Consider the following 25,057-nt stretch of genomic DNA (forward strand, 5'->3'; position numbering starts at 1 on the left):
AGCACAAGCTGGCAAAAGAAAAGGCCCGGTGAGAACCGGGCCTTGAGACATTTACCGCAATTGCCGCTTACTGCGCGACGACAGCTTCATAGGCGGGGTCGCCCTTGAGAATGCCGACGTCGCGACCGAAAGCGTTCATGCCACGCACGAAGTCCGGGCTGATATCGGTCGAATAATAGGGCAGGTCGCGTTCGACGATGCCAGCGATGAGGGCGGCTTGCTCGGCCGGAAAGACCTTTTGGCCAATCTCGGTAGCAAGCGCGAGATTCTGCTTCAACGTCTGATGGGCGCCCGCGATCGCCTGTTTCAACGCCATGGCTTCGTCACGGCGCTCAGCGAGGAACTTGTCGGTGACGGCAACGGACGCCATCGTGAAGTTGAACGCTTCCTTCGGGCCGTCGCCGCGCCGAATGTCGAGCACGATCTTGCCGGCGCCGCTGCGCACCGCAACTTCCGCTCCCATGCCATTGGCCCAGAAGCCGTCGATCAAACCATCCTGAAGCGCCTTGGCCGCCGTCAGGCCGAAATTGGTGCTGGGCGCACCGGTGTTGGGCACGGGCGCGATGGTGACGTTATCGCGCTTCTCGTCGATGCCGGCGGCGTGCAGCAGACCGCGCAGGCCAAGGTCAACCCAAGGCGCCGCGCCGATGGTGCGGCCCTTGACCACGCTGACGTCGCCGCGCTCGCAGGGAATGTCCGCGCGCATGACGAGGAACCAATACATGCCTTGGCCCTGAGCGCAGAGCAATTTAACGCCCTGCCACTCTGGGAAAGCATGCAACGCCGAATGGGCGGAGCCTGCCACCGCATCGACGGTGCCGTCGCGCAAGGCTTCATAGGCTTTATTGACGGGGAAGATCAGCTCGACCGTCGCGTCAATACCCTGCGCCGCCAGCATGCCGCCGTGGACCGCCGTGACTGCTGGAAAGTACGAGTTCGAGATCAAATCCGGGACGGCGATCTTCATTCTGCTGCTGCCTTTATCTTTCTGACGCTTTCGATCAGCGATGTTCTTAACAGGAAGGCCCGGTGTGCAACGGGATCGGCCGCCATCTTGCGCAGGGCTTCGAAGTTCGCTTCGCGCGCTGCCGGATCGCGTTCTTCCAGTCGCTTCTTATTGGCGATGGTCTGCTGCTGGACATATTCGATATTGGTCGGGCGGCGGATCGCGTCATAGCTCTCGAACACGCTGTCGGGACGGCTGCCGGCGAGCACGTCACCGATCAGCTCGGCCAGATGTGTCGCGTCGTGAATGCCGCTGTTGAGGCCGAGGCCGCCGATGGGATTGTTCACATGGGCGGAGTCGCCGGCCAGGAACACGCGCCCCTCGCGGAAGCGCACGGCGACGCGCTGGTGCACGCGATAAATATTGCGGTGGAAGATGTCGTAGCGGCCGGCTTTCGGGAAGAACTTCTGCAGGCGCGCTTCGCTAGCTTCGTCGCTCATCACCTCTTCGTCGGTCTGTCCCGGTACTGTCGGGAAAACGGCGCGCCAGCGGCCTTTGCCGTCGTCGCCCGCGACCTTGAACAGATTGGCCCATTCATCGGGATCGGAGAAATAGGCGCGGAAGGCGACGCCGTGTTCCGTACCGAAATCAAACGGCGTCGTCAGAACCAGGAAGCGCTCGGGGAATGTGTAACCATCGAAGGCTATGTTCAACGCCTTGCGCACCAGGGAGCGGCCGCCATCGGCGCCGACCAGATAGGAACCTACGATCCGCTCTGTGCCGCCGGCCCGCGCTACGGTGATGGCGACGCCGTCCGCATTGGCCTCGACGCTTTCGACGGGCGTGGCGAAGGAAACGCTGGCATGCGGATAAGCGGCGAGCTTATCGATGCACATTTTCACGATCTTGTGCTGCTCGCATTGCACCACATAGGGGCAGCTCGTGTCCTGCGCCAGAACCGCGTGATCGAATTCCGCCACAAGCCGGCGTGCCGGGCGATCCCAGAATTGGAATGTGCGCGCGACCAAACCCTTGGTCGTGACCTCTTCAAGCAATCCAAGGTCGGCCAGCATTTCGAGGGTCGCGGGATGCAGGGTCGAGGCGCGCGGCGCGTCGTTAATCTCGGCTTGCGCCTCGAAGACCTGCACGGGGATGCCGCGCTTTGCCAATGCCAGTGCCGTCACCACGCCAACTGGCCCTCCGCCTGCGATCAGGACGGGGCGGGTATCTGCTTTCATTTTGCTCATTGTTGTTTCACACCGGCGATATCGACAGCTTCTTTCCAGATGACCATGTCACTTGCGAGCGTGGCGGCGAATTCCGCCGGCCGTGCTGCAACTGGATCGACGCCATAGTCGGAGAGTTGCTTCCTGAAAGGTTCGTCCTTGATGGCCGCGCTCATTGTGTCGGCGATCTTGTTGATGATGGCGATGGGCGTTCCTGCCGGCGCCATCAGTCCGTTCCAGGTTAGAACGTTGAAGCCGGGATAGCCGGCTTCGGCGACAGTCGGCGCGTCGGGGGCGAGAGCGGAGCGCTCGGCGCTCGACACCGCGAGCAGGCGCACCGAGCCGCCATTGATCTGGGGCAAAGCGTCGGACAGGTTCGAGAACATGGCGGGCACGTGGCCGGCAACGATATCGGCGAGCGCCGGTGCGTTGCCGCGATAGGGTACGTGCGCCATTTGCAGGCCAGCGCGCTTCAGAAACAGCGCCATGGACAAGTGGTTGAGGCTACCCACGCCAGCCGATCCATAAGACAATTGGTCCGGACGCGCTTTGACGTAAGCGACAAACTCGGCGACCGTCTTGACTGGCAGGTCCTTGCTGATCACCAACGCGAAGGGATTGGTCGCGATATTGCTGATCGGCGCGAAGTCCTTTTGCGAGTCGTAGCGGACCTTCGACATGGCCGGAACGATGGCCATGACGGGCAGGGCGGCAATGAACAATGTGTAACCATCGGGCGGCGACTTAGCGACGAAATCAGCCGCGAGCGCGCCACCAGCACCAGGCCGGTTCTCGACATTGAATGCCATGCCATAGGCTTCGGTCATGCGTTGCGCGGCCATGCGCGCGATCCCGTCCGTGTTACCGCCTGCAGCGAAGGGGCATATGATCGTGACAGGCTTTTGTGGCCATGCCGGAGCCTGAGCGAAAGCCTTAGGTGCAAGGCCTAAAGCGGTGGCACCAACAGCGGAGCTCAGAAGGTTTCTGCGTGACAGCACGGTTCAATCTCCAACGGTCTGATTCAGAGGCCCCGTGCGGCGAGGCGGCCTGCCAAGGTCCTTCAACGATTCCTCATTTTATTTGAGGGCGGCCCCTCACGGGGCCGCGTTCTCTTATGGCTTCGAAACGCTATCTTCGTAGTAGTGGATCTCGTAGAGGACGCAGCCTTCGTTCGACTTGAACGGGCCGTGATAGACGGCCGGCGGGCGGCAGGCATAGGTCGGCGCGCCAAAGGCTTCGCCGCCATTGCCGTTCTCATCATTGCCGACGGTCAGGTCGCCGGAGACGAGGTAGACCTCTTCCCAATGATCGTGAACGAAGGGCGCGGTGGTGAAGGCGCCCGGATCGAAGCGCAGCAGGCGCGTGCGGCTGCCGGTCTTGCGCTCTTCGTCGATGTCGCTGGCCAGAATCTTCTGTTGAATGGATGACGGATATCCCGGCGGCGAGGCCCAACCCTCATTCATGTCGAGGCTGATGAACTCTTTGTGAGGCTTTGTCATGGGATAACTCCTTTATACCCGATGGATGATATTCTTTCTGAAGGACTCGATATGCACGTGCATTGCCTGGGCCGCGCCTTCGCGGTCTCGCCGTTGCAAAGCGTCAGCGATGGCTAGATGTTCATCCTGCACCGCGCGCTGATGTCCTTGCGCGGTCAGCGACAGGAACCAGAAGCGCAGGGAACGCTCGTGCAGGTTCTGCAATATGGATGCCAGGATCGGATTGCGCGCGGCCGATGCGATGGCCATATGGAATTCGCGATCAAGCAGCATCATCTGATTGGTGTCGTGAGCAGACGTGGCGACATCGGCCCGCTCAAGAATGTTGTGTAGAGCCGTCAGTTCGTTCGCATCGATGCGTTCGGCGGCAAGGGCGGCGCAATAAGGCTCGTTGATCAAGCGCACATCGATGATCTGCGCGACCGTGTCGACGCTCAAGGCCGTGACGATGATGCCCTTGCGCGGCATGATCTCAACGAGGCCATCCTGCTCAAGGCGCTCGATGGCTTGATGAACGGGCGTGCGGCCGATGCCGAGCGCCAGACTGATCTTGGCTTCGTTGAGATAGCCGCCAGGTTTGAATTCGCAGGTGATGATACGCTGCTTGATGGCGGCATAGGCCTCATCGCGCAACGGCAATCGTTCTCCGGCCTCGGAAGGCGTGGAAGGAAGCCAGGCCGCTGCGGATGAAGACGTGTTCACGGGAACCTCACGAGATGACGGGAATGACGTCGATATCGTAGGACAGAGTGAGGGTGCGCCCAAGCACCGGATCCTCGAGTTCAGCTTCAAAGCGTGTCGCCGGCCGGATGCCGCCAATGGCGCCGAGGGTGCCGCAGAACATGGCGGTGCCATCGGGCAAGGGCTTGCCGTCGTCGCGCAGCTCGACCAGGTTGCGCGGGGTGCGCAGGGCCGTGATCGGGCCGGATTGATAAAGCACGCGCTCGCCGTTGATCGTCGCATAGGAGCGCAGCAACAGCCGGTCCCAATGGGCTTCGATCTCGGCCAGACGCCAGAGGCCACGGCCGATCGGCTTGTCGCAAATCTGCTTCGAGGCGGCGACGCCGATGGCTTCCAATTCGCGGTCGGTGTGGTCGGAGCCGAGCCCAATCCAAAGTTCGCCGGCATGGCTGATGCAGACGCATTCCGCCTCGCCGCTGCTTGCCGGGCCCAGTGCCTCGATCTTCGACGCCTGGGTCAGCCGCGCCGCGGCGGCGGCATAGAAAATCGGCGTCCGCGACGGCCGCTTCACGCCGAGCTGCTCGAGTTCGACAATGTGGTGTTCCAGGGCGACCGGGTCGCGCCCGGCCCAGCCTGCGATGATCAGGCGGGAAATGGCGATGGAAGCCGCGCCGCCAGGGATTTCGAAATTGAAGGGGGTGACATCTGACATGCTTGTGATATTTCACATGTCGATTAGTGAGTCAATGGAGATCAGCAGGAGATGGCTATGTTAGGCACAGGAGCGACAATCGCCGAATTGGCTCAGAATTATCGCCAGGGCGGCCGGGCAGAAGCTGTCAAGGTTCAGCTCGCGCGTATCGCCGATCCGGCCGGAGAGGGCGTGCGCACGTTTTTCTCCACCTTCGACGAGCAGGCGCTGGCCCAGGCGCAGGCCTATGATCGCGCGTCGAACCCGCCGGCACTGGCTGGCATCACGGTGAGCATCAAGGATCTGTTTGATATTGCCGGGCAGGCCACGGCCGCCGGCTCCACCTTCCTGCGCAAGGCCCCGCCGGCGAAGCGGGATGCGCTGGTGGTGCAGCGGCTGCGCAAGGCCGGACTTATTCCGATTGGCCGCACCAATATGACCGAGTTCGCCTATTCGGGCCTCGGTATCAATCCGCATTTCGGCACGCCGGCCAATCCGTTCGATCGCGCGGCCAAGCGCATTCCGGGCGGATCTTCGTCGGGCGCCGCTGTTTCGGTCGCCGACGGCATGGCCGATGTCGGGCTTGGCACCGATACGGGCGGCTCGTGCCGCATTCCCGCTGCGCTCTGCGGTCTGGTCGGATTCAAGCCAACGGCGAGCCGCGTACCGCGTGACGGCGTTCTGCCGTTGTCGCCGACGCTCGATTCCGTCGGTCCTCTGGCTCGCTCGGTTGCGTGCTGCGCGGCTGTGGACAGCGTCCTCGCCGACGACCCGACGCCGATCGCGGAGGTGTCCGTGGCGCAGCTACGTCTCGGCGTGCCCTCAGCTTATGTGTTCGACGACGTCGATGCGACAACGGCCAAGGCTTTCGAAGCGGCGTTGTCGCGACTGTCGAAGGCCGGCGCCAAGATCGAGACGGTGGATGCCTCGGCGCTCCTCGATATTCCCAAGATCAATCACAAGGGCGGTTTCAGCGCGCGGGAGGCCTATCTCTATCACCGGGCGTGGATCGCCGAGCATGGCGCCGAGTATGATCCGCGCGTCGTGTCGCGCATTGTCAAGGGCGAGAGCCAGACGGATGAAGATGAGCGCATTCTCGTGCGCGAGCGTCAGCGGCTGATCGCCTCGGTTGCGCATTTCGATGCGTTCGACGCCCTGGTCATGCCAACGACGCCTCTGGTCGCGCCGACCATTGCGGAGCTCGCTGATGAGGCAGCGTATACGCGCGTCAACCTGCTGATGCTGCGCAATTGCACCGTCACCAATACGCTCGATCGCTGTGCCATTTCGCTGCCCTGTCACACGCCGGGCAGCGCGCCTGTCGGCTTAATGCTGATGGGCGCTCAGGGCGCCGATCGTCGTTTGCTCGGTGTGGCGCAGGCGGTTGAGAGTGCTCTCGGCTAGAGCATTTTCGAGCGAACTCGATCTGGGTTCGCGCAAAGAGAATGCGTTAAAATAGGAATTAGAGCTCGGTTCTGAGCCGAGCTCTAACGTCGCCAGCCGTGAAAGACATTGGCGGCAATGATCGCAGCTGAATAGACACAGATGCAGATTAAGGTCGGGAGTGACCACGACAGCCGCGAATCGAGCGGTTGTGCGGCGAAGACCAACACCGGCCCGAGCGCGCGAATGACTTGGCCGGTCAGATGGGGCGTGCGGGCGATGCCCGCCTGTAGGGCGAACAGGGGGATGACGATCAACGCCACGGCCGCGACAGCGATCGTGGTGAAATCGACAAGGCCGTTGATGCGCGCCAATCCGCCGCCCTGGCGAGTGTCATGCCAAGTCATCGCCGCCGCCAGCACGATGGTCACGAGATAGCGCACCGAGGTGATGCTGGCCGAGGTGGCGCCGATGTCGTGCAGGCGTTTTGAATAGAGCAGGCTCAAGGTGATCATCGAGCCGCTGACCAGCAGGGCGGCAAGGGCTGCGAGTTGGCCGGCGAAGGTTTTGCCCTGGGCTCCGGAAGCACCGCTTAGCACCACGATCCAGAGGGCTGCGAGTGATGCCGCCATCACCGCGTAACTCAACCGCTCGAGCCTGTTTGTTGCCCCCGAGCCGCCGAGCTTGATGCCGAAAGCGGCGAGCGCCAGCACCGTGAGTGGCGCCATGCCGCTGTGGATCGTGTTGACGATAGCCGGCTCGATCTGGCTGAGGGCGAAGAAGAAGCAGGACCAGGCGAGCGCCGTGGTGATATTCATCGCCACCACGGCGCGGATATCCTTGCGTAGAACGGTGATCTGTTCGGGCTCACGCAGGAGCGTCCATAGTCCGAAACCCAAGGCCGAGAGGCCGAAGGCGATCAACAGGACGGCGAAGAAATCGACGCGCTGGAAAATGAAGCCGAAATAGACATCGCGCAGCGCCTGGGAGACGGCAAAGACCAGGACGAGCAGGGGCCCCAGCAGGGACGCGCTGGCCAGGGGTTTCGCCTCGGTGGCCGTCTGGGGCTTCAGCTGGGTCGTGGGCGCGCTCATCGTTCCTCCTGGTGTGACGCCCCGTTTACGGGGGCAATCGCCGCCGAAACACCCGTTTGCTGCGATATCGAGCTCTGAGGCGGAAAATCGCCCGAAAGCAGGATTACGCAAGTAAGGGAGCTAGCCTTCGACCTTGCCAAATTAGCCGGTTTTCGCTTATTTGAATGGAGATGGCCGCTTTTGGCCGCGAATGAGGACGCCGTGGCGCAGTTTGCTGCCCCAAAGACCGTTTCTGCCGGACGCATCGCGCCGGCTGCGGTTCTGCGCGCCTCGCTGCTTGGTCTGCTTCTTCTTAGTCGCCCCTGAGGGCCGGCCGGGCCATGCCTGGGCGCTCAGGGGAGGGGTAACGAAGCAAGAGCGCCTTCGGGTCTCGCCAGCAGACCTTCGAGGCCATCAGCAGCAGATTCAGGATCAGTTCCATGTCGAACGATAACAGCAAGTCCCAATCCTCCGTTTCCAATCGCGATCGCGTGCTCATTTTCGACACGACCTTGCGCGATGGCGAGCAGTCCCCCGGCGCCACCATGACCTTCGAGGAAAAGCTCGAAGTCGCCGACATTCTCGATGCGATGGGCGTCGATATCATCGAAGCCGGTTTTCCAATCGCCTCGGAAGGTGATTTCGAAGCGGTGACGGCGGTTGCGAAGCGGGTGAAGAACGCGACGGTTGCGGGCCTTGCGCGTGCAGCGATCAATGACATTGATCGCTGTGCGGAGGCGGTGAAGCACGCGCGTCGCGCGCGCATCCACACCTTCATCTCCACTTCTCCTCTGCACATGAAATACAAGCTGCAGAAAGAGCCGCACGAAGTGCTCGAAATGGTGACGGCGCAGGTATCGCGCGCCCGTAACTTTGTTGAGGACGTGGAATGGTCGGCCGAGGACGGCACGCGCACGGAAATGGATTTCCTGTGCCGGACCGTCGAAGCGGCGATCAAGGCGGGCGCGACGACGATCAATATTCCCGATACCGTCGGCTATACGGTGCCCGAGGAATATGAGCGCATCTTCCGCACCGTGCGCGAGCGCGTGCCCAATTCCGATAAGGCGATCTTCTCGGTACATTGCCACAACGATCTTGGCCTGGCGGTTGCTAATACGCTGGCGGGTCTCGCCGGCGGCGCGCGCCAGATCGAATGCACCATCAACGGCATCGGCGAACGTGCCGGCAATGCGGCGTTGGAAGAAGTGGTGATGGCGCTGCGCACCCGCGCCGACATTCTGCCCTATCACAACCAGATCGAAGCGACGATGCTGATGCGCGCTTCGAAACTGGTTTCGGCCGTCACGTCGTTTCCGGTGCAATACAACAAGGCCATCGTTGGCCGGAATGCTTTTGCCCATGAGAGCGGCATCCATCAGGATGGCATGTTGAAGAATTCGCAGACCTACGAGATCATGACCCCGGCTTCAGTCGGCGTGTCGAAGACCTCGCTGGTGATGGGTAAACATTCGGGCCGTAATGCCTTCCGCTCGAAGTTGAAGGAACTGGGCTACGATCTCGGCGACAATGCGTTGAACGATGCGTTCAAGCGCTTCAAGGATCTCGCTGACCGCAAGAAGATCGTCTACGACGAAGATATCGAAGCCTTGGTGGACGATGAGATCGGCCACGCTGGCGAGCGCATCAAGGTCGAGGCGCTGACGGTGATCGCCGGTACCATGGGCCCGCAGACTGCGACGCTGACGCTCGATATCGACGGCAAGACGGTGACGAAACAGGCAACGGGCAATGGTCCGGTCGATGCCATTTTCAACGCCATCAAGGCGCTGGTGCCGAATGACGCGGTGCTGGAACTCTACCAGGTGCAGGCCGTGACCGAGGGCACGGATGCACAAGCGGAGGTTTCCGTGCGCCTTGCCGAGAACGGCCGCTCGGTCACCGCCAAGGGCGCCGATCCCGACACATTGGTGGCGAGCGCGCGTGCCTATGTGGCTGCGCTCAACAAGCTGATGGTCAAGCGGCTGAAGGGAAAACCGGAGCCGATGACGGCGCGGTTGAAACCTTAAATTCAGCTCTAGACAGGTCGGGCGGCCTTTGCTAAACCCCGCTCGTTCGCGTCGGCCCGGCATCGTGGCCGACGCGGTTGTTTTCGATGGGCGCATAGCTCAGTTGGTAGAGCAGCTGACTCTTAATCAGCGGGTCCCAGGTTCGAGCCCTGGTGCGCCCACCATCGGAAACAACAATTAAATCAACGCGTGGATTATATCATGCGTCAGCCGATTTGATTATGAATCGGACCCATTTTCCTAAGTTCGTTCTAGTTTCGAGCTTTATGATCGCGCTTTCCGCGAGCCTCGCGCGCTTGCCGAGATAGTGCTTGTCGAGAATCACATCGACATCCTTTGGCGATGTGCCCCGGTGATCGATGCGATCTCCAATGACGTGCAGCCTCGAGCGCGAGTCGTGAAACTGAAGCCCGCTGATCTTTGCTTTCTTGCACGCTTATTGAAGCTGGCGCGAAAACCATCGCTCGTCCATTTGTCTCCGGCAGACGAACGAAGAATCGCACCCTCTCTCTCGCGACGGATCCAGAATAACCCGCAATACCTCGGCAGCCGGGATACTGACATGGCGCCCGCTCTTGGATTGTTTCAGTCGAATTGTCTTCCCGTCGTAGGAGAAGGCATTGAGCGCGAGGACGTCGCCCTGTCGCTGTCCTGTCCATAGTGCCACCAGCACCACCTCGCGCACGTCCTTTGACGCGACCGCGAAGAGCTTCGATAGATCCGTTTCCTTCCAAATGATGTCCGTGCGGTCCACCTCGTATATACGGCCGCCTCGTTCGCACGGATTTGACAAGCTACACCGCTCGGCAGCCGCCTGCCGGATCAAAAGCCGGGGTTCTAGCACTGCATGATCGCTCGCCCTTCTCGCCATGCTCACCCTCCCGTCCGTTCGACAGTCGGGGTGAACAGCCAAAGGACGAAACCAGGTGCACCCGGGATGTAGGCCAGCGCCAAAAGCATGACCAAAAGCAAGAACACCAGCACGCACAGGATGGCGTAGAATATGAAGGCGGGGCGCCGGCTCTTTGCCGGGTCATTCATTATGAGCGCTCCTGGCCGACGATGCCTGCGGTCCATTTCTTTGACGCCGCTCTGGGCGGGAACGCGTGGCTTCATGGTTTGGCTGAGGGGGCTGTATGACAGCCAAGCTTAGCGAGGCGAGCCCCACCGCGGCCACGAGCGCGACGCCGCGACGCAGACTGAAATCGAACCGGCGTTTCACCGGTTCACTTTTTGTTTGCGGCGTGATCGGCGGATCGGCTGTGACGTCCGCCGACGGCCCGATTGCGGCTTCCCCTGGTGCAGCTGAAGCTATCGTATCCAAGGTGGTCGTATCCAAGGCGGTCGCATCCAAGACCTCGGCCTCGAACAAGTAGCCACGGCCAGATATAACGCGGATCATGGTGCGCTTATCGTCGCCCAGCGCCGCGCGGACCTCGCGGATGCATTGGAACAGGCTGTCCTCGCTGACATGGATGTTCGGCGTCGCCATTAGCTCATGCTTGCTGAGGACTCGTCCTGGGTTGGTCGCCAGCATCCGCAGAATATCGAAGCTCTTTGGCCGCAGCCTGATCGCCTCGCCATTCGGCCTCGCAGTTCGGCACGCTGCCGATCGAATTCAAATCCAGCAAACAGGAGCACTCCGCCTCCTTTCCCGGATGACGTCGCGAGAACCCCGGCATTTAGCCCAAAACCAAGTGAATCTGTTCGATAAATTGTAAATATCAGAAAAATTTCAGAATCTAGACGCCGTGGTTTCAGGACGTTTCCGGCGAACAGAGAGATAAATGGACGTGAAACGTGGAAAAGGCGGGCGGCTGGGCGCCCTGCGGGTAAGCGCGTTTCCTTCTGGGTTTGGGAAAATGTCCGCATCAACGTCTTCGGTCACGGCGCGCGGCGCCATGGGTGCTCTCCTGCATGCCGGGCTGCTGGCCTCCACCGCGCTCGTGCCGCTGATCGCCGTCCATGGGCCTGCGTTGGGGCAGAGCACGGGCGCCAATGGTGGGACCGCTCTCGATCGCGTGGGTGGGCTGTCGCGTTGAGAGGGCGGCTGACGGCAACGCCCGAAGTGCGCGCGGCGCTGCGCGCAGGCCTATACTATGCGGCACAGGAGATCATGATGCGGTCCAAGCATCAGCAGAAGCTGACGCCGGCAACAGTCGCGCTTGAGCTGGGCATTTCCGTGCGACAGCTGCATGTGGTTTTCGAAAGCGCGGAACTGACATTCGCGCGGACTCTGTCCTTGATGAGGACGGAAGAGGCCCGGCGGCTGCTGGTCGCGTTTCCGGCTTTGCCCGTTACTCAGATCGCTTATGCCTGCGGCTTCGAAAGCCTGGCCACTTTCTACCGTGTCTTCAACAACATCTATGGGATGTCGCCGGGGGAAGCCCGCGAGATGCGTTCCTTTCAGTGAGCGGCCTGGCAGACAACGTTTCCGTGCGAGACGCGATGGATTTCGCGGTGTCTCCGGGGATCGGGGCCGGCGCGTTTCGGCAGGCAACGCTGTTCCTGGCGCAGAGCTTCATCGCCATTCACCAAGCTTCCCCGCGCATCGCCGCGCTGTTCGCCACGCAACAGCGCTGGCTCCTGTGTCACGCGGGTTTGGCATATCATTTTCGCGCGGTTCAAGCGGGTCAACCCGGATTGACCCGGCGCGATATGGGTCAGCTGGCGCTTCAACACGGTATCGCCAGCCGCAATACGGCTTATGCCTTCTTCGACGAAGCGCTGAAATATGATGTCATTCGGCCGGCCGGTGGCGTCGACGATGGCCGCACCGGCCATGTTGTGCCGGCGCCCGCCATCCTCTCCATGCTGGTCCATTGGTATGGCGTCCATTTCCAGACCCTCGATCTCATGGATGGAGGGGCCAGGAGCGCCCAGTTCCTTTCGCGCTCCGACAGCTTGCTGGTCACGATTGAACCGCTCGTGGCGCAGGCCTTGTTGTCGAGCCCCGAAGTGCGCATGCCAGGACCGCTCTACACGATCTTCACCTGGGCCGATGTCGGCGGGTTGTTGATGGACCGGCTCATTGCCGGAATCGATTGGCAGACACAAGCCGATCAGGACAGAATCCTGACCGATGTGAGTACGATTTCTCTTCTGGCACAATCGTTCGGTCTGTCCCGGGCGCATGCCAGCCGGAAGCTTGCTGCGGCTGAATCGATTGGCGGTCTCGGCTGGAGCGGGCGACGGGGCCGTTCTTGCATCTGGATCTCACCAGCGTTCTACGAGGAATATGCCAGCGCGCAGAAGCGTAAGCTGCTCATTCTTGATCGCGCTTTTTCGGAAGCCTGCGATAGCCGTCGCGCCACCCGATAGGCTGGTAATTACTCGGGATATTTGAGTGGAGTGCCGTCGGACTTCGGCTGAATGATGCTTGGTTTGGCTCCAACTCGCCCTTGGCCCGCGAGGTTCGCGTGAGCAGTCAAAAATGGACGCAAACGGTTGATAGGCGTTTCCTCAGCCCGACGCTTGGAAAAATGTGCCTTAAATCACTGTATTTACTAAATTAATAATCAAAGCCCATTTCGCGAAGAGACGCCGGGCAGAGGCCGAAGTGCTTCTAACTAAAGAGATTCTGGAAGGCTTTGCGCTCAGTGAGAAGCCGAGTGCCCGCCCTCTGCTGTAAATTGTTGCGCGGTTAAGGCAGGGGTGGTGGGCTTTGCGTCAAGTGACTGGGCATGCGCAGCGGGTTGGGCTGTTCGCAGCGGCGGCGGCCGCCTTCATTTCGGCTGGACCGGTTCTGGCGCAAACCGCATCGCAGGTGACACCGCAGACATTCGAGCCGCAACTGCAAAAGCGTACGAGCGGCATCATCATTCCCGAAGGCATGGGGCCGGCGACGCCCGCCGGGGCCGAAAAGCTGCAGGTGCGCATTGCCGGCGTGACCGTTACTGGGGGACTGCCGGCTTTGACGGAGGAAGCCGCCAGGCTGAAAGCGGACCTGTCCGGCAGGACAGTGACGGCCGCCGATCTGTTCGCTGCTGCCCGTCGTCTGGAACAAGCTTATGGCGCAGCGGGCTATGGACTGGTGCGCGTCGTTCTGCCGGCGCAACGTCTGACCAATGGCGCGACCCTGCGCATCGTCATCATCGACGGTTTCATCGAAAGCATCGACACCTCTCATCTTCCCGCCAATATCCGCGATCGGGTCGCCAGCGTGCTGGCGCCGCTGGCCGGACAGAGGGGCCTGAGCAACACCCTGATCGAGCGCCGGTTGCTGCTGGCCGGCGATATGCCGGGCACAGTGCTGCGCTCGACGCTGTCGCCTGGCAAGCAGTCGGGCGCCAGCGTCTTGACCATCGAGGCTCGCTATAAGCCGGCCACCGGATCGTTGTCTTTCGACAACACCATGTCGAAGCAGCTCGGCACCTATAACGCCGGGCTTGGGGCCGAACTCAACTCCGTCTTCAGCTTCGGTGAACTCATCTATGTGAGGGCTTCCGGCGCGCCGCGTTTCGATTCCTACAACGGGTTTTTCTCGAACCATCCGCGCAATCGCACGCTGGCGGGTGGTGTCGTCGTGCCCATCGGCATCGATGGCCTGACGCTCAATCTCGAAGGCACGGTTGCGCGCACGCTGCCGGAGTCGTCGACGGGCCTCTATTTTATGTCCGACTTCACGCGCTATTCGGCGCGTCTGGCCTATCCGCTGATCCGCTCGCGCAACCTGACGGTGAACGTGACTGGAGCCTTCGATGCCCAGGATGAAACGCTAACGCTTCTCAACGGCGGCGGCTTCACGATTTCGCAGGACCGTCTGCGCATCCTGCGCGCCGGCACCAACCTCTTCTGGTATGTCACCGGCGATAGCCTGCTGACCGCAGGATTTACTGCTTCCTTCGGCATCAACGGTCTTGGCGCACGCAGCGCCGCAAAGGCGAACCTCAGCGGCACACCGTTGTCGCGCCAGGGGGCGGATGCCGATTTCCAGAAGCTTGATGTCACGCTCGGCTACCGTCAGCCGGTCTTTGAACATCTAACCTTCGATTTAAGGGCGCGGGCGCAAACCTCGTTTGGCCAACCGCTCCTCAACTCCGAACAGATCGGCCTGGTTTCGCCCACCGGTCTGTCGAGCTTCGCGCTGGGGTCGGTGCAGGGCGATTCCGGCTTTGTCGTGCGCGGCGAGGCGCAGTTCCCGTTCAGCACCGCTTTCACCCTGCCGTTCGGTGTGCCGGAGTTTCCGGGGCAGCAAGGCACGGGCTTGCCGTCAGGCAGCGAGACGAACGGCGTGGTGCTGATTTCGTCCTATCTGTTTGGCGCCTATGGCGGCGTCAAGCGTTACGACCCGACGGTTCTGGAGGCCGCTTACCTGCGTGGCGCGGCCTATGGCGTCGGTGTGCGGTTCGGCGGGGCCGCGCAATCAAGCTTCAACAATATGAATCTCAGCCTCGAATACGGCCGTGTCGAACGGTTCGGCAAAGGGCCTAACGGCAATCGCTTCACGCTGTCCGCAGCGGTCCAGTTTTAGAGCTTCATCCATGTTCCGTTCTTCTGATCGACGTTCCTACTCGCACAAGTCCCGGATCGCGGCCTTCCTGGCCTCGACGGCGCTGGTCGGTAATTCCGTTTTCGCCAATGCCGTGTTCGCCCAAGCCTTGCCGACCGGCGGCCAGGTGGCGGCCGGCAGCGCCAGCATCGGCGCGCCGTCCAACGGCGCCATGACGATCAATCAGAACAGCAACAGCGCTGTAATCAACTGGCAGAGTTTCAACATCGGCCAGAACAACAGCGTCACCTTCGTCCAGCCCGACGCTTCCTCCGCCATTCTCAACCGCGTCACCGGCTCGACCTCGACGACCATCGCCGGCCAGCTCAACGCCAACGGTCAGGTCTATCTCGTCAATCCCAACGGCATCGCCATCACCTCGACGGGCACGATCAACACCGGCGCGTTTGTGGCCTCGACCTTGGGGATTTCCGACGAAGACTTCATGTCGGGCAAGCGCACCTTCACCGGCAATGGCGCCTCCGCGCCAGTGAGCAATGCGGGCACGATCACCATCAACCGCGGCGGCTACATGGCGCTGATCGGTGGCACGGTCGCCAACTTAGGCGTTATCAACGTGCCTATGGGCAAGGCGGCGCTGGGCTCGGGCGAACAGGCGACATTAGACATTTCAGGCGATGGCTTCCTGCAGGTGGCGATCCCCACCAGGGCCGCAGGCGCCAATCCGCTCGTCAGCAACAGCGGCAGGATTTCGGCGCGGGGCGGCACGGTGCAGCTCTCGGCCGCCGCGGCGCGTGACATGGCTCGTCAGGCCATCAACATGTCGGGCACGATCGAGGCGAAGGGCGTCGCCGGCAAAAGCGGTGACATCACGCTGTTTGGCGGCGATGGTGAAGTCGCCGTGTCCGGCACGCTCAATGCGCGCAACAATAGAGGGACGGGCGGCAAGATCACGGTTACCGGCCGTCAGGTGGCGCTGACTGGCGCCAAGGTCGATGCCTCCGGCCGCACCGGCGGCGGCACCATCAACATCGGCGGCGAGCGCCAGGGCAAAGGCGCGCTGAGGCGCGCCGAAACGCTGAGCGTCGATGCCAAAACGGTCATCAAGGCCGATGCGCTTAAGAGCGGCAACGGCGGCAATATCGTCTTGTGGTCGGACAACCTGACCAATTTCGCCGGCACGATCACGGCGCGTGGTGGCGCGGACGCGGGCAACGGCGGCGAGGTCGAAGTCTCGGGCAAAGAGAAGCTCGTCTACACCGGCTTCACCGATCTGTCGGCGTCCAAGGGCTCGCTCGGCAACCTGTTGCTCGATCCCTACAATGTCATCATCTCGAACGGAACCGACACGTCAGGCTTTACCGCCAGCGGCAACGATAGCGTTATCAACGTCAACACGCTCATCACTGCGCTGTCGGCGGCGAATGTCACGGTTTCCACCGGCTCCTCCGGCACTCAGGCCGGCACCATCACCGTCGCCGATCCGCTGGCCTGGGCATCGGGTTCGACGCTGACGTTGAACGCGGCTTCCGACATCAACATCAATGCCGCGATCAATGCCCCCAGCGGCGGTCTCTCGCTTTATTCCGGTGGCACTATCTCGGCTACCGCGGGCGTCAATGTCGCCACCTTCGCGCTCAACGCCGGCAATTGGGTGCAGAACAACGCGACGCTTCCGAGCTTCTACGCCAAGGATTTCCAGATCAACGGCGGCTCCTTCCTGCGCGTGACAGGCGGCGATGGCACCAGCGGCACTCCCTACCAGCTCGCCGATATCTACGGCCTCCAGGGTGTTGGCTCCTCCCCAGCCTATCTGCAAGCCTCCTGGACACTCGCCAACGACATCGATGCTTCCGGCACGGTGATCTGGAATGCGGGAGCCGGCTTCAATCCCATCGGCAATGGATCGGTTTTCTCAGGCAATTTGGATGGCGGTGGCCATGTCATCTCAGGCCTGACGATCAACCGGCCGACCACCGATAACGTCGGTCTTATCGGCAGTCTTTCCGGTACGGCTAATCCGTCCGTCACAGGAATAGTCCGCAATATCGGTCTCTCTGGCGGCAGCATCACGGGTGGCTCGAGAGTCGGCGGTTTGGTCGGCTATGCCGAACAGGCCAGTATTTCGAATGCTTTGTCCAGCGCGCGCGTGACCGGCGCCGGCTCATCGATCGGCGGTTTGGTCGGGCAGAACTACGCGACCGCTCTCAGTAACTCTTATGCCACCGGCGCCGTAACCGGCAGCTCCAGTGTCGGTGGCCTCGTTGGCCTGAACGAGGGAACGATCAGCGGCTCTTATGCGACCGGCGCGGTTAGCGGCATGGGAGGCATTGGCGGCCTCGTTGGCGGCATGCAGACGCGAGGGCCTATGGCCGAAATCAACACCTCTTATGCGACCGGGGCTGTCGCCGTCGCCACTAACGGCTCGGGAGGTGGTTTAGCTGGCTACGTCAACAACGGGATCATTGGTCAATCCTATGCGAGCGGAGCCGTGAACGGCCTTGCCGGGGCGCATGTTGGCGGCCTGGTTGGCTTCGCTCAGAATGCGACGATCAACCAGTCCTACGCGACTGGATCGACCTCGACATCCGGAGCCGGCTATGCCGGCGGCCTGATCGGCATGGCGATTAACGCCACGATTAATCAAACCTATGCAACCGGGGCGGTTTCGGCCGCCAGCGGCTATGCGGGAGGTTTCGTCGGCTCCAGGTCAGGAGGCAGCTACGCGAACAGCTACTTCGATACTCAGACGACCGGACAAGCTGTCGCTGTTGCCATGGGCCCCTCCGATACGGTCTCGGGACTGACCACGGCACAGGCGCGCGACAAGTCCAACTATACGGGCTGGGATTTCAATTCGGTCTGGTATCAGAGCGGCGACATGCGCCCCATTCTGCGCGCGGAAGCCGCAAGCGCCGCTGCGGATGGCTATATCCCCATCTCCAATCTCAATCAGCTCGCTTTGATGGGCGCCAATCCGACCGCCAATTACAAGCTCGCCACCGATCTCAACGCCACCGCCACATCGGGCAGCAGTGCCGCGGGCATCTGGTCGACCAGCGGTTGGGTGCCGGTCGAAACCTTTTTTGGGACTCTCGACGGCCAGAACCACACGATCAGCAATCTCTACATCAATCGGCCGAGTACGGATGGCGTGGGTCTTTTCGCCAACGTGTCTGGCTGGAACACGCCTTACCCCGGCGCCATCCGCAACATCGGCCTCGTCGGCGGCAGCATCACAGGCCGCGCGAACGTGGGCGCTTTGATCGGTGTCAGCGATACGGCGGCGATCTCCAATGTCTGGTCGAGCGCGAACGTGACGGGCAACGGCAAATCGATTGGCGGCCTTGTCGGGTGGAACTATTGGACGACGATCAGCGATTCCCGTACCTCAGGAACGGTGACCGGCAATTCGGGCGCGTCGGATATCGGCGGTCTTGTCGGCCGCAATGAAGGCGTGATCAATCGCTCTTACGCCACAGGCGCAGTCAATGCGATTTCTATGGCCACCGACGGGGGTATCGGCGGCCTTGTCGGGTTCATGCAATCAAGCGGGAGCGCCGCTCAGGTCAACGCTTCCTACGCGACAGGAAACGTAACGGCGTCGGGCGGAGCGGCTGGAACCCAGGCGGGCGGATTGATCGGCCGCATGATCTCCGCGACCGTCAATCAATCCTATGCGACCGGAAACGTCTCGAGCACCGCTACGGGGTCATTGTCCAACTCCGGCGGCCTTGTCGGCCGTGCGCAAAGTTCGACGATCAATCAGTCTTATGCGACGGGATCGGCTTATTCCGCCAATGGTTTTGCCGCGGGCCTGGTCGGCTATCTCATTACGAATGGCATGGTCAACGAATCCTATGCGACAGGCTATGTCAGCGGCGGTAACGGATCTGCCGGCCTCGTCGGCTACATCGGCTTTAGCAGTACGGCTCAAAACAGCTACTTCGATGTCAACACGACCGGCCGAAGCAATGACATTAGTTACAATGTCATTTCAACGGTCACGAATGTCATCGGGCTGAACACGGCGCAGTTGCGCGACAAGGCCAACTATGCGGGCTGGGATTTCAACTCAGTCTGGTATCAGAATGGCGACATGCGCCCGATCCTGCGCGCGGAAGCAGCAATCGCCGGCGGCGACGGCACTATCGCGATCTCCAATCTGCATCAGCTTGCTTTGATGGGCGCGAACGTTGGCGGCAATTACAAGCTTGTCGCCGACATCGATGCCAGCCCCACGACGGGCGGCGCGGCGAGCGGCATCTGGTCAACGAGCGGTTGGATGCCGATCGGGGATGCGAGCGGAATGTTCACGGGCACGTTCGACGGCCAGAATCACACGATCGCCAATCTGTCGATCAATCGACCGGGCACGGATAGCGTTGGCCTGTTTGGTAAGACCTACTACAGCACGATCCGCAATGTGGGCCTCGTCGGCGGTACAGTGATCGGGTCAGTTGCCGTGGGCGCACTGGCGGGTCAGCCAGACCGCGGTTCGATTCAGAATGTCTACGCGGCCAATGTTGCCGTCAGCGGGCAGTCTCACATTGGCGGCCTCGTCGGACTCAACTACTCTTCGATTAGTGGAGCTTATGCGACGGGTAATGTCATCGGGGGGCAATACGCTGGTGGGCTGGTCGGAACAAATTTTGGCTCGATCACGAATGCCTATGCGACGGGCAATGTCTCCGGCACCACAACCGGTGGATTGGTAGGGCTCAATCAGGGGACGATTGAGAACGCCTATGCCACCGGTACCGCTTCGGGAGGCGGCCTGGTCGGCCTGAACTTGGGCGTTCTCACCAACAGCTTCTGGAACACGCAGACGAGTGGCCGAGGCAATGCTTGCGGCTCCAATATGGGGCCCCTGTGCTCGGCTACGGGTCTCAACACCGCCCAGATGAAGGATCCATTTACGTTCATCGACGCGGGCTGGGATTTCGCTTCGATCTGGGCCACGCCGAAGGCCGGCGCCGCGCCGGTGCTGCGCGGCATGACCGCCGCGCCGATCTATAATTATTATGCGCGCATCGCTGGCGATCTCTCCATCACCTACGGCGATATCGCTCCCGCCAACAACGTGCCGCTGCAGGGCGTCGGTACGAATAATCTCATCGTCAATTGGGGAAGCGCCATCAATGGCTCCACCAATGTCGGAATTTACGCCTGGAACGGCGCGAACGTTTTGTCGTTCTCTTATGCCAAGGGTTCGGCGAGCGATTATTACATCGCCTATGGCTCGGGCGGCCTGACGGTTACCCCGCGCACCATCACTGTGGTGGCGGATGCGCAGAGCAAGATCTATGGCGACGCCAATCCTAACCTGACCTATACGGTGACGGGCCTCGTCAACAACGATGGGCTCTCTGGTGCATTGTCGACCTCCGCTGGTCAGTTCTCAGGCGTCGGCACCTATGCCATCAACCAAGGCAGTCTGTCCGCCTCGAACAACTACACTATCAACTATACGGGTGCCGACCTGTCGGTGACGCCGAGGACGATTACGGTGGTGGCGGATGCGCAGATCAAGACCTATGGCGACGCCAATCCATCTCTGACTTATACGGCGACCGGTCTCGTCAATAACGACACGCTCTCTGGCGACCTCTCGACCTCCGCGGGCCATTTCTCGAGTGTGGGTGCCTATGCGATCAACCAAGGCAGCTTGGCGGCTTCGAGCAATTACACGATCGCCTATACCGGCGCCAATCTCTCGGTCATGCCAAGGACGATCACGATTGTGGCGGATGCGCAGAGCAAGGTCTACGGTAATCTCGATCCGTCGTTCACCTATACGGCGACAGGTTTGGTCAACAATGATGTTCTGATCGGTTCGCTGTCGGCCTCGACGGACCAGTACTCCGGTGTCGGTGTCTATGCCATCGGCATAGGCAGCCTTTTCGCTTCGAACAATTATACGATCAACTATACGGGTGCCGCTCTGTCGATCACGCCAAGGGCGATCTCGGTGACGGCTGATGCCCAGAGCAAGATCTATGGCGATACCAATCCGTCCCTGACTTATACGGCGACCGGTCTCTTCGGTAACGATACGCTGAGCGGTTCGTTATCGACCTCTGCTGGCCAGTTCTCGGGTGTAGGCACATACGCCATCAATCAGGGTACGCTGGCCAATCCCAACTACGCGATCAGCTATACGAGCGTCGATCTGTCGGTGACGCCGAAGGCGATCACTGTGGCGGCTGATGCCCAGAGCAAGGTCTATGGCGACGTCAATCCGGCGTTCACCTACACCGCGACAGGCCTCGTCAACAACGACACTCTGAACGGTTCGTTGTCGACAGCTGCCGGTCAGTTCTCCGGCGTCGGCGCCTATGCGATCAACCAGGGGACGCTGGCCAACGCCAACTACACGATCAACTATACGAGTGCCGATCTGTCGGTGACGCCAAAGGCGATTACCGTGGCGGCTGACGCGCAAAGCAAGGTCTATGGCGACGTCAATCCAAGCCTGACCTATGTGGCGACAGGTCTCGTCAACAACGACACTCTGAACGGTTCGCTTTCGACCTCAGCCGGCCAGTTCTCCGGCGTCGGCGTTTACGCGATCAACCGGGGCAGTCTGGAGAACGCGAACTACACGATTAGCTATACGAGCGCCGATCTGTCGATCACGCCGAAGGCGATCACGGTGGCGGCGGATGCTCAGAGCAAGATCTACGGCGACGTCAATCCGTCGTTCACTTATACGGCCACAGGGCTCGTCAATAGCGACACCTTGAACGGTTCGCTGTCGACTGTCGCCGGTCAATTTTCCGGTGTCGGCACCTACGCCATCAACCAGGGGACGCTGGCCAACGCCAACTACACGATCAACTATACGAGTGCCGATCTGTCGGTGACGCCGAAAGCGATCACGGTGGTGGCGGATGCGCAAAGTAAGATCTACGGCGACGTCAATCCAGCGTTCACCTATACCGCGACGGGCCTTGTCAATAACGACACGTTGAATGGTTCGCTATCGACTGCCGCCGGTCAATTTTCCGGTGTCGGCACCTACGCAATCAACCAGGGGACGCTGGCCAACGCCAACTACACGATCAACTATACGAGTGCCGATCTGTCGGTGACGCCGAAAGCGATCACGGTGGTGGCGGATAGCCAGAGCAAGGTCTATGGCGACATCAATCCGTCGTTCACTTATACGGCCACGGGGCTCGTCAATAGCGACACCTTGAACGGTTCGCTGTCGACTGCCGCCGGTCAATTCTCCGGTGTCGGCTCCTACGCCATCAACCAGGGAACGCTGGCCAACGCCAACTACACGATCAACTATACGAGTGCCGATCTGTCGGTTACGCCAAAAGCGATCACGGTGGTGGCGGATGCGCAAAGCAAGATCTACGGCGACGTCAATCCAGCGTTCACCTATACCGCGACGGGCCTTGTCAATAACGACACGTTGAATGGTTCGCTATCGACTGCCGCCGGTCAGTTCTCGGGCGTCGGCAGATACGCGATCAACCAAGGTTCTCTGGCGAACGTGAATTACACGATCAGCTATACGAGCGCTGATCTGTCGGTGACGCCGAAGGCGATCACTGTGGCGGCTGATGCCCAGAGCAAGGTCTATGGCGACGTCAATCCGAACTTTAGCTATGTGGCGACCGGGTTGGTCAATAACGATACGTTGAGCGGTTCGCTGTCGACCTCAGCCGGCCAGTTCTCGGGTGTCGGCGCCTATGCCATCAACCAGGGCAGCCTTGCCAACGCCAATTACGCGATCAGCTATACGAGCGCCGCTCTGTCGATCACGCCGAAGGCGATCACAGTGGCGGCGGATGCTCAGAGCAAGATCTACGGGGACGTCAATCCGAACCTGACCTATGTGGCGACGGGGTTGGTCAATAACGATACGCTGAGCGGTTCGCTGTCGACCTCAGTCGGCCAATTTTCGGGCGTCGGCGCCTACGCCATCAACCAGGGTACGCTCGCCAATGCCAATTACGCGATCAGCTATACGGGCGCCGATCTGTCGGTGACGCCGCGCACCATCACGGTGGTGGCCGATGCCCAGAGCAAGATCTACGGCGACGTCAATCCGGGGCTGATTTATACGGCGACCGGTTTGGTCAATAACGACACGCTGACGGGAGCTCTCTCGACAGGGGCCGGCCAGTTCTCCAATGTCGGCGCCTATGCGATTAACCAGGGCAGCCTCGCAAACGCCAATTATACGATTACTTATACGAGCGCCGATCTTTCGGTGACGCCGAAGGCGATCACGGTGGTGGCGGATGCGCAAAGCAAGATCTACGGCGATGTCAATCCAGCGTTCACCTATACCGCGACAGGCCTGGTCAATAACGATACCTTGAACGGTTCGCTGTCGACTGCTGCCGGTCAGTTCTCGGGCGTCGGCACATATGCGATCAACCAAGGTTCTCTGGCGAATGCCAACTACACGATCAGCTATACGAGTGCTGATCTTTCGGTAACGCCGAAGGCGATCACGGTGGTGGCGGACGCGCAGAGCAAGATCTACGGCGACGTCAACCCAGCGTTCACCTACACCGCGACAGGCCTGGTCAATAACGATATCTTGAACGGCTCGCCGTCGACCTCCGCCGGCCAGTTCTCGGGTGTTGGTAACTACGCCATCAACCAGGGTTCGTTGGCCAACGCCAACTATACGATCAGCTACTCAAGCGCCGATCTGTCGATCACGCCGAAGACGATCACGGTGGCGGCGGACGCGCAGAGCAAGATCTATGGCGACGTTAATCCCTCGTTGACTTATACGACGACAGGCCTCGTCAACAACGACACGTTGAATGGTTCGCTATCGACTGCCGTCGGTCAGTTTTCCGGTGTCGGTACCTATGCCATCAACCAAGGCACGCTGGTCGCCTCGAACAACTATACGATCAACTACACAGGCGCGGACCTGTCGGTGACGCCGAAGGCGATCACGGTGGTTGCAGATGGCGAGAGCAAGATCTACGGCGACGTCAATCCGGCGCTGACCTATACGGCCACAGGCTTGGTCAATAATGATACCTTGAACGGTTCGCTGTCGACCTCCGCTGGCCAGTTCTCTAATGTTGGCGCCTATGCGATCAACCAGGGAACGTTAGCCAACGCCAACTATGCGATTAGCTATACGGGCGCCGATTTGCTGGTGACACCGAAGGCGATCACAGTGGCGGCGGATGCTCAAAGCAAGATCTATGGCGATGCCAATCCGTCACTCACGTATATGGCGACGGGCTTGGTCAACAGCGACACCTTGAACGGGGCTCTCTCGACGGGGGCAGGCCAGTTCTCGGGGGTCGGTACCTACGCGATCAACCAGGGAACGCTGGCCAACGCCAACTATGCGATCAGCTATACGAGCGCCGATTTGCTGGTGACACCGAAGGCGATCACAGTGGCGGCGGATGCTCGAAGCAAGATCTATGGCGATCTCAATCCGTCGCTGACCTATACGGCGACCGGGTTGGTCAACGGTGATACATTAACAGGATCGCTTTCGACCGCCGCTGGCCAATACTCGAATGTCGGCAGCTATGCCATCAATCAGGGATCGATATCGGCGTCGAGCAACTATGCGATCAGCTATACAGGCGCCGACCTTGCGGTGAACCAGCGTGACATCAGTGTCTCGGCTGATTCTGTCAGTCGCCGCTTTGGGTTTGCCAATCCGGCACTCACGTATCGGGTCGGCGGTGCGGAGCTGGTGAATGGCGATACGCTCGCCGGAAGCCTCGCGACATTGGCAACGAGCTCCAGTTTACCAGGTCCTTATGCGATCACACAGGGAACGCTGATGGCGTCTAGCAATTATCGCATGAGCTTCATCCCCGGCATTCTGACCGTTGAAATGATGCTGAACATCGATTCGGACAGCCGAGCCAGTTCGGTCGCGGCGACGTTCGATACGGGCAGAGTTGTGCCGATCCAGCCTGCGTCCGCTGCCGGGGACGATGCTGATGGTCGCCGGATTCTGATGACCGATCCACGCTTCGAGGGGGCGATGCTCTGTCTCGACAACCCCGTGGGCTGCTCCACGCTCTTGTCTCAAGCTAGGCCATAACTGCTTCACCTCTCAT

Annotated in this window: 15 protein-coding genes, 1 tRNA gene and 1 pseudogene; 8 read left to right on the top strand and 9 right to left on the bottom strand. The window is 60.8% G+C overall.

Annotation, left to right across the window (positions count from 1 at the left end):
- Positions 1 to 67 precede the first annotated feature (67 nt).
- The 6 genes from BLW50_RS01300 to BLW50_RS01325 all read right to left on the bottom strand — a co-directional run bounded on the left by BLW50_RS01300 (position 68) and on the right by BLW50_RS01325 (position 5,064).
- Positions 68 to 967 (bottom strand): ABC transporter substrate-binding protein, encoded by a 900-nt coding sequence (locus tag BLW50_RS01300; RefSeq protein ID WP_090696417.1) that lies wholly within the window; start codon positions 965 to 967, stop codon positions 68 to 70.
- The gene (locus BLW50_RS01305; protein WP_090696419.1) at positions 964 to 2,193 is read right to left on the bottom strand and encodes an FAD-dependent oxidoreductase; all 1,230 of its coding nucleotides are present in this window, start codon (positions 2,191 to 2,193) and stop codon (positions 964 to 966) included. The genes BLW50_RS01300 and BLW50_RS01305 overlap by 4 nt, the downstream gene beginning before the upstream one ends.
- Positions 2,190 to 3,014, bottom strand: a complete 825-nt coding sequence (locus tag BLW50_RS01310; RefSeq protein ID WP_090696422.1) for a Bug family tripartite tricarboxylate transporter substrate binding protein — start codon at positions 3,012 to 3,014, stop codon at positions 2,190 to 2,192. Before BLW50_RS01310 ends, BLW50_RS01305 begins: the two co-directional genes overlap by 4 nt.
- A 270-nt stretch (positions 3,015 to 3,284) precedes the next feature.
- The gene (locus BLW50_RS01315) at positions 3,285 to 3,671 is read right to left on the bottom strand and encodes a cupin domain-containing protein (RefSeq protein WP_090696424.1); all 387 of its coding nucleotides are present in this window, start codon (positions 3,669 to 3,671) and stop codon (positions 3,285 to 3,287) included.
- 12 nt (positions 3,672 to 3,683) lie between these two features.
- Positions 3,684 to 4,373, bottom strand: a complete 690-nt coding sequence (locus BLW50_RS01320) for a GntR family transcriptional regulator (protein WP_210186012.1) — start codon at positions 4,371 to 4,373, stop codon at positions 3,684 to 3,686.
- Positions 4,374 to 4,380: 7 nt separating this feature from the next.
- Positions 4,381 to 5,064 carry a DUF2848 domain-containing protein gene (locus BLW50_RS01325; protein ID WP_090696428.1) on the bottom strand — a complete coding sequence of 228 codons (684 nt, stop codon included), beginning with the start codon at positions 5,062 to 5,064 and terminating at the stop codon, positions 4,381 to 4,383.
- 57 nt (positions 5,065 to 5,121) lie between these two features.
- Here BLW50_RS01325 and BLW50_RS01330 point away from each other — a divergent pair, with 57 nt between their 5' ends.
- Positions 5,122 to 6,447, top strand: coding sequence for an amidase (locus tag BLW50_RS01330; protein WP_090696430.1), 1,326 nt, complete (start codon positions 5,122 to 5,124; stop codon positions 6,445 to 6,447).
- Between the two features lie 83 nt (positions 6,448 to 6,530).
- Here BLW50_RS01330 and BLW50_RS01335 read toward each other — a convergent pair whose 3' ends face one another.
- The gene (locus tag BLW50_RS01335) at positions 6,531 to 7,520 is read right to left on the bottom strand and encodes a hypothetical protein (RefSeq protein WP_090696432.1); all 990 of its coding nucleotides are present in this window, start codon (positions 7,518 to 7,520) and stop codon (positions 6,531 to 6,533) included.
- A gap of 419 nt (positions 7,521 to 7,939) precedes the next feature.
- Here BLW50_RS01335 and BLW50_RS01340 point away from each other — a divergent pair, with 419 nt between their 5' ends.
- Both BLW50_RS01340 and BLW50_RS01345 read left to right on the top strand, forming a co-directional pair.
- The gene (locus tag BLW50_RS01340) at positions 7,940 to 9,529 is read left to right on the top strand and encodes a 2-isopropylmalate synthase (protein WP_090696434.1); all 1,590 of its coding nucleotides are present in this window, start codon (positions 7,940 to 7,942) and stop codon (positions 9,527 to 9,529) included.
- 88 nt (positions 9,530 to 9,617) lie between these two features.
- Positions 9,618 to 9,693: transfer RNA gene (locus BLW50_RS01345), tRNA-Lys, on the top strand.
- Between the two features lie 709 nt (positions 9,694 to 10,402).
- Here BLW50_RS01345 and BLW50_RS30565 read toward each other — a convergent pair.
- Positions 10,403 to 10,570, bottom strand: a complete 168-nt coding sequence (locus BLW50_RS30565; protein ID WP_170849919.1) for a hypothetical protein — start codon at positions 10,568 to 10,570, stop codon at positions 10,403 to 10,405.
- Complete coding sequence (locus tag BLW50_RS01355) at positions 10,563 to 11,066, bottom strand: transcriptional regulator (RefSeq protein WP_244544102.1); 504 nt, start codon at positions 11,064 to 11,066, stop codon at positions 10,563 to 10,565. Before BLW50_RS01355 ends, BLW50_RS30565 begins: the two co-directional genes overlap by 8 nt.
- 325 nt (positions 11,067 to 11,391) lie before the next feature.
- Here BLW50_RS01355 and BLW50_RS01360 point away from each other — a divergent pair, with 325 nt between their 5' ends.
- The 5 genes and pseudogenes from BLW50_RS01360 to BLW50_RS01380 all read left to right on the top strand — a co-directional run bounded on the left by BLW50_RS01360 (position 11,392) and on the right by BLW50_RS01380 (position 25,041).
- On the top strand, positions 11,392 to 11,571 hold the full coding sequence (locus tag BLW50_RS01360; protein WP_090696440.1) for a hypothetical protein: 180 nt from the start codon (positions 11,392 to 11,394) through the stop codon (positions 11,569 to 11,571).
- Positions 11,559 to 11,942: pseudogene (locus tag BLW50_RS01365) on the top strand (helix-turn-helix transcriptional regulator); the annotation flags it as partial. The gene BLW50_RS01360 and the pseudogene BLW50_RS01365, both read left to right, overlap by 13 nt.
- A 35-nt stretch (positions 11,943 to 11,977) precedes the next feature.
- Positions 11,978 to 12,850, top strand: coding sequence for a hypothetical protein (locus tag BLW50_RS01370; protein WP_090696442.1), 873 nt, complete (start codon positions 11,978 to 11,980; stop codon positions 12,848 to 12,850).
- Positions 12,851 to 13,202: 352 nt separating this feature from the next.
- Positions 13,203 to 15,002 carry a ShlB/FhaC/HecB family hemolysin secretion/activation protein gene (locus BLW50_RS01375; RefSeq protein WP_244544427.1) on the top strand — a complete coding sequence of 600 codons (1,800 nt, stop codon included), beginning with the start codon at positions 13,203 to 13,205 and terminating at the stop codon, positions 15,000 to 15,002.
- 10 nt (positions 15,003 to 15,012) lie between these two features.
- Positions 15,013 to 25,041, top strand: coding sequence for an MBG domain-containing protein (locus BLW50_RS01380; protein ID WP_090696445.1), 10,029 nt, complete (start codon positions 15,013 to 15,015; stop codon positions 25,039 to 25,041).
- Positions 25,042 to 25,057: the final 16 nt, after the last annotated feature.

It is taken from the genome of Beijerinckia sp. 28-YEA-48 (assembly GCF_900104955.1).
Classification (GTDB): domain Bacteria; phylum Pseudomonadota; class Alphaproteobacteria; order Rhizobiales; family Beijerinckiaceae; genus Terripilifer.

Coding starts and splice junctions, on each gene's coding strand:
- BLW50_RS01300 (WP_090696417.1), bottom strand. CDS start 967: ATGAAGATCGCCGTCCCGGATTTGATCTCGAACTCGTACTTTCCAGCA.
- BLW50_RS01305 (WP_090696419.1), bottom strand. CDS start 2,193: ATGAGCAAAATGAAAGCAGATACCCGCCCCGTCCTGATCGCAGGCGGA.
- BLW50_RS01310 (WP_090696422.1), bottom strand. CDS start 3,014: ATGGCCGCGCAACGCATGACCGAAGCCTATGGCATGGCATTCAATGTC.
- BLW50_RS01315 (WP_090696424.1), bottom strand. CDS start 3,671: ATGACAAAGCCTCACAAAGAGTTCATCAGCCTCGACATGAATGAGGGT.
- BLW50_RS01325 (WP_090696428.1), bottom strand. CDS start 5,064: ATGTCAGATGTCACCCCCTTCAATTTCGAAATCCCTGGCGGCGCGGCT.
- BLW50_RS01330 (WP_090696430.1), top strand. CDS start 5,122: ATGTTAGGCACAGGAGCGACAATCGCCGAATTGGCTCAGAATTATCGC.
- BLW50_RS01335 (WP_090696432.1), bottom strand. CDS start 7,520: ATGAGCGCGCCCACGACCCAGCTGAAGCCCCAGACGGCCACCGAGGCG.
- BLW50_RS01340 (WP_090696434.1), top strand. CDS start 7,940: ATGTCGAACGATAACAGCAAGTCCCAATCCTCCGTTTCCAATCGCGAT.
- BLW50_RS30565 (WP_170849919.1), bottom strand. CDS start 10,570: ATGAATGACCCGGCAAAGAGCCGGCGCCCCGCCTTCATATTCTACGCC.
- BLW50_RS01355 (WP_244544102.1), bottom strand. CDS start 11,066: ATGCTGGCGACCAACCCAGGACGAGTCCTCAGCAAGCATGAGCTAATG.
- BLW50_RS01360 (WP_090696440.1), top strand. CDS start 11,392: ATGTCCGCATCAACGTCTTCGGTCACGGCGCGCGGCGCCATGGGTGCT.
- BLW50_RS01370 (WP_090696442.1), top strand. CDS start 11,978: ATGGATTTCGCGGTGTCTCCGGGGATCGGGGCCGGCGCGTTTCGGCAG.
- BLW50_RS01380 (WP_090696445.1), top strand. CDS start 15,013: ATGTTCCGTTCTTCTGATCGACGTTCCTACTCGCACAAGTCCCGGATC.